We start from the raw sequence: 15,428 nt of genomic DNA, 5'->3' as shown, positions 1-15,428 counted from the left end.
TATCATTATGGCGGAAATTAAACCTGCTGAAATTTCAGCAATATTAAAGAAACAGGTTGAGAATTTTGAGTCAGGAGCCACACTTGAGGAAGTAGGGTCTGTACTACAGGTTGGAGACGGTATTGCCCGTGTTTACGGCTTATCAAATGTTCAATACGGAGAGCTCGTCGAGTTCGACAACGGTATGGAAGGTATCGTACTGAACCTCGAGGAAGACAACGTGGGTGTTGTATTGCTGGGCCCGTCAACAGGTATTAAGGAAGGTTCTACCGTGAAAAGGACGCAACGTATCGCGTCATTGAAAGTGGGTGAGCAGATTGTAGGCCGTGTAGTCAATACGCTGGGTCAGCCAATCGACGGAAAAGGCCCAATCGGCGGACAACTTTACGACATGCCTTTGGAAAGAAAGGCGCCTGGAGTTATCTTCCGTCAGCCGGTAACCGAACCGCTTCAGACCGGTGTAAAAGCTGTGGATGCCATGATTCCCGTAGGACGTGGCCAAAGGGAACTTGTAATCGGTGACCGTCAGACAGGTAAGTCTACGGTTTGTATCGATACGATCCTGAACCAAAAAGAATTTTACGATGCAGGCCAGCCTGTATTCTGTATATATGTTGCGATCGGGCAAAAAGCTTCGACCGTAGCGGGAATTGCAAAAACGTTGGAAGAGAAAGGTGCAATGGCTTACACTGTAATCGTTGCCGCTAACGCTTCTGACCCTGCTCCGATGCAGGTATACGCTCCAATGGCGGGTGCTGCTATCGGGGAGTACTTCCGTGACACCGGCCGCCCGGCATTGATCGTCTACGATGATTTGTCTAAACAGGCGGTTGCTTACCGTGAGGTGTCCCTTCTTTTGAGAAGGCCACCAGGGCGTGAGGCGTATCCTGGAGACGTTTTCTACCTACACAGCCGTTTATTGGAGAGGGCTTGTAAAGTAATCAACAACGATGAGATCGCTAAAAACATGAACGATCTTCCTGATAACCTGAAACCTATCGTTAAAGGGGGTGGTTCGTTGACGGCTTTGCCAATCATCGAAACACAGGCGGGTGACGTTTCTGCATACATCCCAACAAACGTAATCTCGATCACTGACGGACAGATCTTCCTGGAGTCTGACTTATTCAACTCGGGTGTACGTCCTGCCATCAACGTGGGTATCTCTGTATCACGTGTTGGAGGTAACGCACAGATCAAATCCATGAAGAAAGTATCCGGTACGTTAAAGCTGGATCAGGCACAATTCCGTGAATTGGAAGCGTTTGCCAAGTTCGGTTCTGACCTTGATGCCGTTACGTTGAACGTAATCGAAAAAGGTAGAAGGAACGTAGAGATCCTGAAACAAGGTCTTAACGACCCTTTTAAAGTGGAAGACCAGGTGGCGATTATCTACGCAGGTTCTAAAAACCTGTTGCGTAACGTTCCTGTAAACAAAGTGAAAGAATTCGAAAAGGATTTCCTTGAATACCTTAATGCGCAGCACAAAGACACGCTGAATGCCCTGAAGGCCGGGAAACTCGACGATTCCATCACTGACGTGATTGAAAAAGTAGCGAAAGAAATTTCAGCAAAATACAATTAAGATTATTTTAAATTTTGAATTTTAAATTTTGAATGTATGACTTTCTCAATTTAAAATTCATCATTTAAAATTTAAAATAATAAAAACAAATGGCAAACTTAAAGGAAATCCGTAACAGAATTACCTCCGTTTCATCAACGATGCAAATCACATCGGCGATGAAAATGGTTTCTGCGGCCAAGCTGAAGAAAGCACAGGATGCAATCACAGCCATGCGCCCTTATGCCGAAAAACTGACGGAACTGCTTCAAAACCTTTCTGCAACACTTGACGGTGATGCAGGCGGAGAGTTTACCACACAGCGCATCGTGAAACGCGTGCTGGTCGTGGCAATCACTTCCAACAGGGGATTGAGCGGGGCCTTCAACTCGAATGTCGTCAAGGAGACCAAGCGCCTGCTGGAAAACGAATACGCCGGGAAACAAGTTGATTTCGTGACCATCGGTAAAAAAGGAAACGACATCATCCGCAAGAACAATACGGTATTGTCAAACCACAACCACATTTTCGATGACCTGACTTTCGAGCGTGTATCCGAAGTGGCTGACGAGTTGGTAAAGCTTTTTACAGATGGCAAATACGACAAGATTGTTTTGGTTTACAACCAATTCAAGAATGCCGCCACGCAGATCATCCAGACCGAACAATTCCTGCCATTGGCGCCTGTAGTTTCAGGTTCTGCGAACGCCAACGTTGATTATATCTTTGAGCCCTCAAAAGAGGAAATCGTGCTGACATTAATCCCGAAAATGCTTAAGACACAATTGTACAAAGCTGTTCGTGATTCATTCGCCTCAGAACACGGTGCGCGTATGACTGCGATGCACAAGGCAACCGATAACGCGACCGCTTTGCGCAACCAGTTGAAGCTGACGTACAACAAGGCCCGTCAGGCTGCCATTACAAACGAAATCCTTGAGATCGTTGGTGGTGCGGAAGCATTGAAAGGATAATTATTTTATCAGAAATAGCAAAAGCCGGTCATTTGATCGGCTTTTTTGTTTTTGTTTTTTTGGGCGTTGCCTGCGGCCCGGACTTTTCACTGCAATCTTTTTATAGATTGCCTGCGCTCCGCTCCGGCATCTGTTGAAAGAATTTCCGCCGCATAAGGGGCCAAAGGCCGAACTGACCGAAGGCAATCCCTGACGCAGTCCTACTTACATTAATGTGTAAAGCAAAAACCCGAAGAAATCCGCCTGTGCTTCCTTACGGTCCTGGTAGGTGGATATTTTGCCCGAGTGCCCCGAATTGCGCTGTGTCCTGAGATACACCGGATTTTTCTGTGCGGGACGGTTTTGCATTTTGGCCGCAAACTTGTAGGACTGCAAAGGCGGTACGCGGTCGTCGTTTTCAGAAGTTACAATCAGCATCGTCGGGTAGTTTACGTCATCTTTGATATTCTGGTACGGTGAATAGGCCAGCATCCTTGCGTAATCCGCCTTGTCGTTCGGATTGCCGTATTCCTCCAGGTGAAATCTTCCTGAAGTATATTCGTCGATACTAAGCACATCCATACGTCCGGAATAAGGCACAGCCACTTTAAACAAATCAGGTCTTTCAATAACTGCGCCGGCAACGACCAACCCTCCATGCGAGCCTCCGGTAATGGCCAGCTTTTGCGGCGAAGTGTATTTTTCAGCAATCAGGAATTCGGCCGCATCGACAAAATCATGGATTGAATTGGGCTTGTTTTCATCCTTCCCGTCACGATGCCATCCCAATCCTTTTTCGCCGCCGCCACGAACTTCGGCAAAAGCATAGACACCGCCTTTTTCGAGAAAATACAACAAGCCGGTATCATAATCGGGTCCGGAAACATTCCCAAAGCCACCGTAGGCTGAAAGCAGCGTCGGATTGTTGCCGTCCAGCGTAAGGTTTTTACGGTATACAATCGTAATCGGGACCGGCACGCCGTCGCGGCTGTTGTAGGTAATGTTCCTGGTGATGAAATGATCAAGCGGAAACAGTAAAACCTTCGGTTTGATGTATTCATTGTAATAGTAACCGGCATCACCGGTTTCAATATTGAGACGGAAATTCTGGAAAGAAATGGTGGTGGAATAAAAGGTTACAAACAGTTCCTTGGTATCTTTTACATAAAAGCGCAGGTCGAAATCCATGCCTGCGGGCGCATCAAATTTCCTTACAAACTGCCCGGTTTTGGAATACACAACGATATAGTTCTTACTCACGGTCTTGTATTTGCAGAAAAGGTATTCGTCAGAAATTGTCAGTGAGACCAGCAGATTCTGGTACAACTGCGGGACCACCTGGACGTCGTCTTCCGGATGCCTCGGGTCGAATGAACGGATGTCGCCCCAATCAAATTTTCCGGAGGCATAATAGATCCTCCCGTCGCTGTACCCGAAAAAATGAAAGCCCGGCACCTCATTTTCATAGTATTTTACCAAATCAAATTCCTCGTCGTCCAGAATGCAGTAATAGTAGTTTGTCTTTCCGGTTTTCGGATTGGATTCATTCACGAACAGGTAATTGTCCTGTGTGTGGAAACTGATGGTCCCGTCGTTTTTACTGGTGTCAAGCACCAATTTGTCAGCGCTTTGTTCCGTCCCAACCCTGTGATAAAACAACTGATACGTCGAATCACGTGCGAAGGTACTTCTGTTCATATTCTTTTTGTAAAACACACCCTTGTCGCGGTTCCAGCTTACTCCGGAAAATTTCACATCTGAAATCACCTCGTCGACTTTAGCCGAGCCCGAAAACGTGCAAAACCGGATTTCCTTGCGGTCGCCGCCATTCTGGGTCAGCATGTAGGCCATATACACTGAATTTGCGGACGGCGCATACCCGTCGAGCACGACATTCTTGTTTTTGGTCACTTTATAAGGATCGACCAGTTCTATCGCCTCGCCGGCCAGTGTTTTGCGATAGTACAATGCGGCCGGGAAATTCTTGTCGGTGCGATAACGCGAATAAAAATAAGCGCCGCGCCTTACGGGCAGCGGGTTCGACGACAGGTAATCGTATTCCTTGATTTTAGAGATCGGATCATAGGATTTCCGTGCGAGGGCAATGGCCGCATCGGTATTCCGGTTGTTGGCTTCCACCCAGCTTTCGGTGTCCCGGGAATCCATCTGCTGCAGCCAAGTATAATCGTCTGTGTAGGACAGGCCGTGGCGCGTGATGATAGTTGGCGTCTTCCTGGTTTCGGGCAGCTGCGCCTTAAGAACAGAAAACGGGAACAGCAGGCAAAGCAACGCGATTTTTTTCATGATAAAGAATTTCACCGTAAAAGTATATGATTAAGGGTCAGTTGCGGCAACAAAATATAATTACACAGGCTACAAACGGCAAAGATTGGTTATTTTTGGGCCATAAAACGACCGATACCTTTGAGCCTGTACAAAAATCTTTTCAAGCAAACCGCCATTTACGGACTTGCCACGGTGTTACCGAGGATTTTCAGTTTCCTGCTCGTACCCTTATATGTGAAATTACTCGATACCGCCCAATACGGTTCGGTTAATGTGATTTTCTCGTACATTATTTTTTTCAACGTCATTCTTGCCTACGGCATGGAAACGTCGTTTTTCCGCTTTTACAATAAGGAATCCGATAAGGATAATGTGATAAGGACCGCTACGATATCCATATTCTGGTCGTCAATAGCATTTCTGGGCGGCGCACTGCTGTTTCGCAATGCACTTGCGCATTTGATCGGTTTCGACGTTCGGTTCATCACCTATACGATCTGGATCATCGTACTCGATGCGCTCGCGGTCGTGCCGTTTTCGAAATTGCGCGCGCATGGCCGACCCCTGTTTTATGCGTTTGTAAAAATCGGTAATGTGGTCGTCAACCTGCTGCTGAATCTTTTTTTCCTGATTTACCTGCCGAAAATTGCGACCGCCTGGCCGGACTCGTTCCTGGCCGGATTTTACTTCCGGGATTTCCAGACCGGCTATATTTTTATATCCAATATTATTGCGAGCGGCCTCACACTGCTGGTATTGTCCCCTAATTATTTCAACATCAGGTGGCGGTTTGATTTCGCGCTCTGGAAACGGATGATGGGTTACGGCCTGCCAATTCTCGTCGCCGGAATCGCGTTTGCAATCAACGACCAGTTCGACAAGATCCTGCTCGAGAAATTACTGCCCGCGAACATCGCCAAAGCGGAAGTCGGTGTGTATGCGGCCTGCTACAAGCTCGGCCTGTTCATGGTGCTGTACCGCACGGCCTACACGCTGGGCATTGAACCCTTTTTCTTCAGCCATGCCGACAAGGACAACGCCAGCCAGACTTACGCCACGATCACCAAATATTTTGTGATCTTCGGATCGTTCATATTGCTTTTTGTGATCGTTTTCGCAGACTTGTTCAAGAAAGTCATGATTCCGAATCCCGAATATTGGGAAGCGATGAAAGTCGTGCCGCTGATTATCCTTGCCAATTTCTTCCTTGGAATTTACACGAATCTTTCAGTGTGGTATAAATTAATCGACAAGACCTACATTGGCGCATACATTTCGGTCATTGGGGCGGTCATTACACTGGCGCTGAATTTCATGCTGATCCCTTTGTTTGAAAACAGCGGCTATGACGGATATATGGGCTCGGCCATCGCGACGATTGCCGCCTACGGCAGTATGATGCTGATTTCCTATATCTGGGGCAACCGCCATTACCCAATCCCGTACGACAGTAAAAAAATCGGAAGCTATTTAGGTATTTCCATCCTGCTCTCCGCGCTTTCATTTTACGTTTTCAGGGAAAATTACGCCATCGGCCTCGCCTTCCTGCTGATTTTCCTATATTTCATATATTACAACGAAAAAACGACGCTGCAGGCCATCCTGAGCCGGAAACAGGCGGCGCCATCGGCAAAAGATATAATACCAAACACCCAAAATCCAGATGAAGATCCAGATCGTCAATAAGTCACAACACGCATTGCCCCATTATGAAACCATTGCCTCGGCTGGCATGGATCTGCGGGCGAACCTTGACCGGCCGGTGATATTACAACCGCTGGAGCGGGCCATTATCAAAACCGGCCTTTTTATCGAACTGCCAGTAGGGTACGAAGCGCAGGTCCGGCCCCGCAGCGGACTGGCCGCAAAAAATGGCATCACGGTACTGAATGCGCCCGGAACGATTGATGCGGATTACCGTGGGGAAATCGGCGTGATTTTAGTAAATTTATCGAATGAGGATTACACCGTCGGAAACGGCGAGCGTATCGCACAACTCGTTATTGCAAAGCACGAGCGCGCCGAATGGCAAGAGGTAGACATGCTCAGTGAAACTTTGCGCGGCGAAGGGGGTTTTGGCAGTACGGGGGTGAAATAATTTATAAGAAATATCGAGAACCAATAAATAGGAAGCGGTCCGGAAAACCGGAGTTTCGCCTCCGCATTTTAAAAATTCAATTATTTAACATGAAAATAATAGTACCCATGGCCGGTCGCGGCTCCCGCTTGAGGCCACACACATTAACCGTCCCGAAACCACTGATCCCGATTGCCGGAAAACCGATTGTGCACCGTCTCGTTGAAGACATCGCGGGAGTAATCAACCAGCATATCGATGAAATCGCATTTATCATCCACGAGGATTTCGGGACGCATGTTGAAAAAGACCTGATTGCCATCGCCGAGAAGCTCGGTGCCAAAGGCACGATATACTACCAGAATGAAGCCCTGGGGACCGCACACGCAATCCTGTGCGCTAAAGAATCCATGCAGGGACCGATTGTGGTGGCGTATGCTGACACGTTGTTCCGGGCAGATTTCACCCTAGACACTACCGCGGACAGCGTCATTTGGGTAAAACAGGTGGACGACCCAAGCGCTTTCGGGGTAGTTCAATTAGACGAAAACAATCAGATTACGGACTTTGTCGAAAAGCCACAGACATTTGTCTCAGATCTGGCGATCATCGGAATCTATTATTTTAAAAGCGGTGAAACTTTACGCGATGAATTACAATATTTACTTGATAATAATGTTGTAAAAGGTGGCGAATACCAGTTGACCGATGGCCTGGAAAACATGAAAGTGAAAGGCCTCAGGTTTGTGCCCGGGAAAGTCGATGAGTGGATGGATTGCGGCAACAAGAATGTTACCGTGGAAACCAACTCGCGGATGCTGGCGTTTCTAAATGCCGATGGTGAAGACCTGGTCGATGCGCATGTCAAGGCGGAAAACTCGAAAATCATCCCGCCGTGTTATATCGGGCCGGATGTGATCCTGATCAATGCAACCGTCGGACCCAATGTCTCGCTGGGGCGCGGCTGTCATATCATCAACAGCTCGGTAAAGAACAGCCTGATCCAGACGCATTCAAAAATACGCAACGCCGACCTGGACAATGCCATGGTGGGAAGTCATGCCATTTTCGACGGTAAATTTACGAGCATCAGCATAGGCGATTACTCGGTTTTAGAATAATAAAATATGAAGAGGATTTTTTTACTATTGATTGTATTGCTTGCCGGTGTCAGTCCGCAGCCGCTGCATGCACAGGCCGAGCCTGAGGACATTGCCGCAGTGACCGACCAGTTCCAGGAATCGTTTTTTGAATCGCTGAAACAGAAAGGCATCGAAAACTATGACAAGGCAATCGAATCATTGGAAAAATGCCTCAAACTACAGCCGAATAATCCCGTTGTGCTTAGCGAACTCGGCAAAAATTACCTGCACCTGAAACGCTACAAAGAGGCCTACGATTCCTATGAGAAAGCCTCGCAGCTCGAACCGGATAACCGCTGGTATCTCGCCGGGATGTATGATGTCACTTACGAAACGAAGGATTACAACAACTCGATTACGCTGGTCCAGAAACTCATCCCGTTTGATGAGAGCTACAAGGAAGACCTCACTTCGCTGTACATGAAAACGGGCCAGTTTGATAAAGCCCTGACGTTAATTAATGAACTCAACGAATCGGCCGGGCATTCCGACAAACGGGATGCTTATAAGTCTGATATCCTGAAGGACACCCGGTACCAAGGGTCCGAGAAAGACAACCTGCTCGAACAGATCAGGAAGAATCCCAAAGAGGAGTCGAATTACATCGCATTGATTTACCTGTACTCCAACAGCAACCAGGAACAAAAAGCACAGGAAGTTGCAAGGCAGCTTGAGAAGGAAATCCCGACATCAGACTGGGCGCAGGTCAGCCTCTTCAAGTTCCACCTGAACAATAATGACGGTGATAAGGCGGTGGCTTCGATGAATCAGGCGTTAAAGAGCAGCAAGATCGATAATAAGGTCAAGCAGCGAATCATCAACGAGTTCCTGATTTTCACCAAGACCAATCCGAAATACGATGCCGATCTTGAAAAGGCAATCGGTTATGTGAGTGATGACAAAAGCGTCAATGCGGCCAAGGAATTGGGTAAATTTTACCAAAACCAGAAAGACTGGGCCAAAGCCGCCAAATACTATGAGATTGACACGGCGAACCATCCTGATGATCTGGAAACCAAGCTGTTGCTGATGCAGGCTTACGCCGAAGACCGGCAGTTTGATGTTTTGGCAAAAAAGGCTGACGCGCTGATCGAGCTCTACCCGCTGCAGCCGGAATTGTATTATTTCTCAGGATTGGCATACAACCAGCTAAAGAATTTTAAAAAAGCCAAAGACACGCTCGAAGCCGGAATCGATTACCTAGTCGACAACCGCGATATGGAAATCAATTTTAACATCCAACTCGGTGAAGCCTGGAACGGTTTGGGCGACGCCAGAAAAAAGGAACAGTATTTCCTGAAAGCGGATCAATTGCTAAAAAAGAAAAAATAATGAAAAAGTATATCCTTTTCGGGCTTCTCATCGGACTCGCATCGTGCAAGGCGACCAAAGGCCTCGTGTCTGAAACCATTGCGACCACGGCGTTGTCTGCAGCCAAGGTCATCGAGAGCCACTATGCCACCAGGCGCGATTTCAACACGCTTTACATTAAGGCGCGCGTTTCCTATAAAGATGACAGGCAATCCCAGAATGTCAATGCCGAGATCAAGATTAAAAGGGATGAAAAGATCCTGGTCAGCATTAGGGTGTTGGGCATTACGATGGCCAAAGCACTCATTACCCCGACGGAAGTGAAGTACTATGAAAAAATCAATGGCAAATTCTTTGAAGGTAATTATTCGACATTGAGCAAATGGCTGGGCACCGACCTGGATTTTTATAAAGTGCAGCACATGCTCATCGGTCAGGCCATGGACGATCTGGCTAAAGGCAAATACAAGTCGTCAATCGAAGACAACCTTTACAAACTGGAAGACCTCAATGGGCGCGACACCCAGAAGGAGTTCTTTTTTGAAGCCTCGAAATTCCTGGTCAAGAAGCAGGATATCGAGCAGATCCAGAAGAACCGCATGCTGCATGTTTCGTACCCGAATTACAAGGAATACCCTGTGATGATGCTGCCGTCCGAGATTAAGATCGAGGCCTATGACAACCAAAAGAAAACCGCCATCAACATTGAGTACGAAACTGTGACCTTCAACGAAGACCTTACCTTTCCCTACAGTGCGCCTGATGGGTATGAAAGAGTCAATATTGACTAGATGCAAAACCTGATCGATATGCCAAAAACCATTGCCACCTTACTGTTCTTTTTTGTTTCAGCGCTATGCTGGAGCCAGGCAGACCAGGAAAAGCTTGAGCGGCGCAAAGCCGAAATCCAGGAGGAAATCCGTGAGAAAGAACGCCTGCTCGAATCACAGAGCCAGAAGCAGAAATCGGTTACGACGATCATCGCCCAGCAGACCGAAAAAATCAAGCTGCGCGAAAAGCTCATCAATACCACCGAAAAGCAGGCAAAAATCCTCAAGAACAACATGTACATCAACCAGCTTGAAATCAACAGGTTGAACCGTGACCTGACTGACCTGAAGGCGGAATATTCGAAAATGGTCGTCAAGTCCTACAAAAGCCGTTCGCAGCAGAGCCGGGCGATGTTTTTACTGTCGTCCAAAAATTTCCTGCAGGCATACAAACGCGCCCAGTATATGAAGCAGTATGCGAATTACAGACGGGCACAGGGTGCCGAAATCGCGAAAAAGCAGCAGGAGCTGTCCAGTTTCAACACCAAACTTGACGTGCAGCAAACCGAAAAGCAAAAACTGCTGGCTGAGCAGGAACAGGAACGCAGGAAACTCGAGCAGGAAAAGCAGGAGCAGGAAAAACTGGTCAATTCGATTAAGAAAGACAAAAAGAAAATAGCCGCCGAAATCAAGAAGAAACAACAGGAAAGCCGCGCCATTGACCGTCAGATTGATAAGTTGCTGCGGGCCGCCATTGCGGAAGCCAACAAGAAGGCCGCGGCTGCAAACCTCAAAGCCAACCCCAAAACGACGACTGCCGCTGAAACCAAAAAGATTGAAACCTCTACTAAGATTGTGCTGACACCCGAAGCCAAGCTGGTTTCGGATAATTTTAAGGCGAATAAGGGAAAATTGCCATGGCCTGTAGAGAAAGGCACTGTGAGCCTGCGTTATGGTGACCAGCCACACCCGCAGATCAGTTCGCTAACCGTGCATTGCAGCGGTGTGGAAATCACGACAGATAGGGATGCCAGTGCCCGCGCGGTATTCGGCGGAATCGTGAAAAGTGTCCAGATTACCTCGCCCATAAACAAGGCCGTAGTCATTCAGCATGGTGATTTTTTTACGATATACCAAAACCTGAGTAGTGTTTCGGTAGGCATCGGCGATAAGGTCTCGACCAAACAGGCGATTGGCAAGGTGCGCCATAATAACGACACGGGAAAAACCGTAATCAAGTTCATGATTTCGCAGAACACGACCTACCAGAACCCGGCGAGCTGGTTGTACAATATGTAGTGCGATATGTTTTCCCGGATTCAAACCCATAAAAAAAGCGGCTCAGATTGAAGCCGCTTTTTTATTTCCAACCGCTGAAGGGCTTCTACAAGTCATTCAGCATCTTGCTGATTTCGTCCAGTTTTGGCGTCAAGATAATTTCAATGCGGCGGTTTTTCGACTTGCCTTCCGCGTTGTCATTTGAGGCAATAGGCGCAAATTCCCCGCGGCCGGCGGCGGTCAGGTTTTGTTTGTTGATGGATTTATTTTCCGAAAGGATGTTCACTACGGCAGTCGCGCGTTTGGTGGATAAATCCCAGTTATTTTCCACCCCGCCCACGGCACCGGCAAACTTATCATTGTCGGTGTGCCCTTCAATCAACACGCTGATGTCCGGATTTTGCGCAAGCACTTTTCCGAGTTCGGTGACGGCTTTCTTGCCTTCCGCACCGACGGTCCAGCTGCCCGTTTGAAAAAGCAGCTTATTCTCCATGGACACATATACTTTCCCATTTTTCTGCTCAATCGTAAGCCCTTTGCCTTCGAAAGCGTTCAGTGCCTTTGAAAGTGTTTCCTTGAGTTTCTTCATGCCGGCTTCTTTCGAGGCCATCATTTCCTCAAGTTCGGCGACGCGGTTCGAGCGCTCCTGGAAATCGGCCATGAGTTTGTTGATGCGCTCCTGCTCTGCGGCCAGCGCTTTTTCCTTGGCTTCGAGTTTGGCCAGCAGTTCGCGGTTTTTGGTCATATTTGACTGCAAAGCATCATCGCTGTTTTTTTCCAAAGCGGAATAGGAAGCCTGCAATGTTTTCATATTGGCATTCGCGGCGGCGAGGTCGGCCTGCAGTTTGTCGCGTTCGGATTTGGTTTTGTCGTACTCCTTCTGAAGGTTAGACTGGTCGATTTCGAGTTTGTTCTTGTCCGCGAGCAGGGCCTCGTTGTCATCGGCCATTTTACGGTTTTCTTTTTTCAGGTCGGCGAATTTGTTCTCCAGGTCAGTGTATACTTTTTTAGACACACATGAGGTGGACAATGCCATAATTAGTAAGGCGACAGAAACTTTCTTGATCATTTTTTCGATATTTAAATTGTAGTGTAATTGTTCATTGTATATGGGGCACCAACCTGTATGAAGGCGACCCGTACGTGGGAAAATGCCCAGGCAATACTCTTTATTTTTGTCACCGGGCAGGCTGTCCAACGGCTGTTATCCCAACAAAAAGACACCGCGTGCAGCAGCGATGGGCAACTACTGAATCTCAGCCAGCACCGGGCAATGGTCTGAATGCTTTGCGTCAGGCAGGATCACAGCGCGCGTCAACCTATTCTCTATGGTCTTGCTCACCAAGATATAATCGATTCGCCAGCCCTTGTTGTTGCCACGGGCACCGGCGCGGTAGCTCCACCAGGTATAATGGTGCGGGTCTTTGTTGAAATGTCGGAAACTGTCGACAAACCCACTATTGATAAAGACATCGAGCCATGAACGCTCTTCAGGCAGAAACCCGGAAACAGTCTTGTTGCGCACCGGATCATGGATGTCAATCGGTTCGTGGCAGATGTTGTAGTCGCCACAGATGATCAGATTGGGGATGCGCAGGCGTAAATCAGTGATGTAATTATGGAAATCGTCCATGTAAATGAATTTGTGGCTGAGCCTGTCAATGTTTGTTCCCGAAGGCAGGTAGAGGCTCATGACCGAAACATCGTCAAAATCCGCGCGCAGGTTGCGGCCTTCGAAATCCATATGCCCGATGCCGGTGCCGTAAACGACCTGGTTCGGTTTTATTTTCGACAGGATGGCGACGCCGCTGTAACCTTTCTTTTGTGCGGGATACCAATAATGGTAATGGTAGCCCAGGTTTTCAAACTCATGCAGCGGCACCTGCTCCGGTGTTGCCTTGATTTCCTGCAGGCAGATCACATCAGGATTTGCCTGTTCGAGCCAGATGAGGAAGCCTTTTGCAATCGCGGCGCGTATTCCGTTGACATTATAAGAGATTATTTTCATGTAAATCGAGGATATCTTTCAAAAATATTGGAAAACGCCGCAGGATAAAAATCAAAAAAGAAAAACTGTCAACAGAGATATGCACAAATCCCAATTGTAAATGTGATTTCCAAATCGGAATCGGCTGTCTTTGCTTAATTCATAATTCTGATTCATAATGAGCAATTCAATTTCGCGGTTGGCATTTTTTTCTATCTTTGTTTTCACCTAAAAAACAAGACAACAAATGGGTTTAGTAACCGCAAAGGAAGTGGCTAAGGCAATCAATGCGACAAAGTACGGGTTTCTCGGCACTTTTGCAGGTTGGCTGCTGATGAAGGTGCTGAAGATCTCGCGACTGAATGCCATTTATGACAAGAACAAGCACCTCAGTGATGTAGAATTCCTCAATGCGATCCTGGACCAGCTTGAAATCCGTTTCGAGATTCCTGAGGAAGACCTTAAGAGACTGCCGAAAGACGGCGCTTACATTACCATTTCGAACCATCCGTTGGGCGGTGTTGACGGAATCTTGCTGTTGAAGCTGATGCTCGAGCGCGAACCGAATTTCAAGATTATTGCCAATTTCCTGCTGCACCGTATCGAGCCGCTGAAACCGTACATCATGCCGGTGAATCCGTTCGAAAACCACAAAGATGCAAAGTCGAGTGTGGTCGGGATCAAGGAAACACTGCGGCATTTGAGTGACGGGAAGCCACTCGGGATGTTCCCGGCCGGTGAAGTGTCCACATATAAAGATGGAAAACTGGTGGTGGACAAAGAATGGGAAGAAGGTGCGATTAAAGTCATCCGCAAGGCACAGGTACCCGTCGTTCCTATTTATTTCCATGCGAAAAACAGCCACTTTTTTTACATGCTTTCAAAAATTGGCGACACGCTGCGTACGGCGAAGCTGCCATCGGAATTATTTTCGCAGAAAGACCGGATTATCAAGGTCCGTATCGGGAAGCCGATTTCGGTAAGCGAGCAGAATGAGCACGAGACGATTGAGGAATATTCTGAATTCCTGAGAAAGAAAACCTACATGCTCGCCAATCCTTTTGAAAAGGAGCAAAAACTACTCAACACACCGACGCTTAAAATTCCGAAGAGCCCAAAAAAGATCGCGAATGCGGCGAGCAACGACATGCTCGTGCGCGAGGTCGAAAGCCTCAGGAAACTGGACTGCCGTTTGCTGCAGAGTAAGAACTATGAGGTGTTTTTTACCAAAGCCGATAAGATCCCGAACATCCTGCATGAAATCGGAAGGCTGCGTGAGATCACCTTCCGCGAAGTTGGTGAGGGCACCAATGAGTCGACGGATCTCGACCCTTACGACAATTACTACTACCACATGTTCCTGTGGGATGAGGAAACCAGCCAGATTGCCGGGGCATATCGCATGGGGCTGGGCTCTGAGATTTTCCCGAAGAATGGGATTGAAGGATTCTATTTGCACGAATTGTTCCGTTTTGAGCCTGAATTGCACGACATGATGAGCAAATCAATCGAGATGGGTCGCGCGTTCATTATTAAGGAGTACCAGCAAAAGCCGATGCCGCTGTTTCTTTTGTGGAAAGGCATCATACACACCACGCTGCGCTATCCGGAGCATGTGTTCCTGCTGGGCGGCGTAAGCATCAGCAACCAGTTCTCTGAGTTTTCAAAGTCGCTCATGATCGAGTTCATGAAGTCTAACTATTACGACCCTTATATCGCGCAGTATGTACACGCCAAAAAGGAATTCAAGGTAAAGCTCAAGGATGCGGATAAGGATTTTATTTTCGATGAAGCGGAATCGGATCTGAATAAGTTCGATAAGATCATCGATGAGCTCGAACCGGGGAGCCTCAGGTTGCCGGTACTGATTAAGAAGTACATCAAGCAGAATGCGCGGGTGGTGGCCTTTAATGTCGACCCGATGTTCAATAATGCCGTGGATGGATTGATGTACATCCGGATTGCGGACATCCCCGAAAGCACCATGAAACCCGTCATGGAAGAATTTCAGGCCGAACTGGAACGGAAACTTCTGGAAAAAGGCGAAGCACTCTGAGCGA

12 protein-coding genes are annotated in these 15,428 nt (G+C 47.7%); 9 read left to right on the top strand and 3 right to left on the bottom strand.

All coding sequences use genetic code 11. The annotated features are described in order from the left end of the window. The first annotated feature begins 7 nt into the window (after positions 1-7). On the top strand, positions 8-1,585 hold the full coding sequence (gene atpA, locus HYN48_RS03490) for a F0F1 ATP synthase subunit alpha (RefSeq protein WP_108369809.1): 1,578 nt from the start codon (positions 8-10) through the stop codon (positions 1,583-1,585). 89 nt (positions 1,586-1,674) lie between these two features. Beyond that, entirely contained in the window at positions 1,675-2,538 is an 864-nt protein-coding gene (gene atpG / locus HYN48_RS03485; RefSeq protein WP_108369808.1) for an ATP synthase F1 subunit gamma, read from the top strand. A gap of 204 nt (positions 2,539-2,742) precedes the next feature. Here the strand turns inward: atpG and HYN48_RS03475 are convergent, their stop codons facing one another. Beyond that, entirely contained in the window at positions 2,743-4,821 is a 2,079-nt protein-coding gene (locus tag HYN48_RS03475) for a prolyl oligopeptidase family serine peptidase (RefSeq protein ID WP_108369806.1), read from the bottom strand. 120 nt (positions 4,822-4,941) lie between these two features. Between HYN48_RS03475 and HYN48_RS03470 the strand changes: the two genes are divergently transcribed. From HYN48_RS03470 to HYN48_RS03445, 6 genes are all read left to right on the top strand, one after another. Next, positions 4,942-6,489 carry a lipopolysaccharide biosynthesis protein gene (locus tag HYN48_RS03470; protein WP_108369805.1) on the top strand — a complete coding sequence of 516 codons (1,548 nt, stop codon included), beginning with the start codon at positions 4,942-4,944 and terminating at the stop codon, positions 6,487-6,489. Next, the gene (gene dut / locus HYN48_RS03465; RefSeq protein WP_108369804.1) at positions 6,467-6,901 is read left to right on the top strand and encodes a dUTP diphosphatase; all 435 of its coding nucleotides are present in this window, start codon (positions 6,467-6,469) and stop codon (positions 6,899-6,901) included. The genes HYN48_RS03470 and dut overlap by 23 nt, the downstream gene beginning before the upstream one ends. An 89-nt stretch (positions 6,902-6,990) precedes the next feature. Next, positions 6,991-8,001 (top strand): sugar phosphate nucleotidyltransferase, encoded by a 1,011-nt coding sequence (locus HYN48_RS03460; protein WP_108369803.1) that lies wholly within the window; start codon positions 6,991-6,993, stop codon positions 7,999-8,001. Positions 8,002-8,007: 6 nt separating this feature from the next. Further along, positions 8,008-9,354, top strand: a complete 1,347-nt coding sequence (locus HYN48_RS03455; RefSeq protein WP_108369802.1) for a tetratricopeptide repeat protein — start codon at positions 8,008-8,010, stop codon at positions 9,352-9,354. After that, the gene (lolB1, locus tag HYN48_RS03450; protein WP_108369801.1) at positions 9,354-10,124 is read left to right on the top strand and encodes a lipoprotein insertase outer membrane protein LolB1; all 771 of its coding nucleotides are present in this window, start codon (positions 9,354-9,356) and stop codon (positions 10,122-10,124) included. The genes HYN48_RS03455 and lolB1 overlap by 1 nt, the downstream gene beginning before the upstream one ends. An 18-nt stretch (positions 10,125-10,142) precedes the next feature. Then, positions 10,143-11,402: a murein hydrolase activator EnvC family protein gene (locus HYN48_RS03445; protein ID WP_108373333.1), complete on the top strand. Its 1,260-nt coding sequence runs from the start codon at positions 10,143-10,145 to the stop codon at positions 11,400-11,402. A gap of 85 nt (positions 11,403-11,487) precedes the next feature. On the opposite strand, the gene HYN48_RS03440 is transcribed toward HYN48_RS03445, so the two are convergent. Then, complete coding sequence (locus tag HYN48_RS03440; RefSeq protein ID WP_108373330.1) at positions 11,488-12,450, bottom strand: OmpA/MotB family protein; 963 nt, start codon at positions 12,448-12,450, stop codon at positions 11,488-11,490. Between the two features lie 177 nt (positions 12,451-12,627). Then, complete coding sequence (locus tag HYN48_RS03435; RefSeq protein WP_108369800.1) at positions 12,628-13,389, bottom strand: exodeoxyribonuclease III; 762 nt, start codon at positions 13,387-13,389, stop codon at positions 12,628-12,630. 226 nt (positions 13,390-13,615) lie between these two features. Between HYN48_RS03435 and HYN48_RS03430 the strand changes: the two genes are divergently transcribed. Beyond that, the gene (locus HYN48_RS03430) at positions 13,616-15,424 is read left to right on the top strand and encodes a GNAT family N-acyltransferase (RefSeq protein WP_108369799.1); all 1,809 of its coding nucleotides are present in this window, start codon (positions 13,616-13,618) and stop codon (positions 15,422-15,424) included. The last annotated feature ends 4 nt before the right edge of the window (positions 15,425-15,428 follow it).

It is taken from the genome of Flavobacterium magnum (assembly GCF_003055625.1).
Taxonomy (GTDB): Bacteria; Bacteroidota; Bacteroidia; order Flavobacteriales; family Flavobacteriaceae; genus Flavobacterium; species Flavobacterium magnum.
This window is presented reverse-complemented; position numbering and strand designations above follow the sequence as displayed.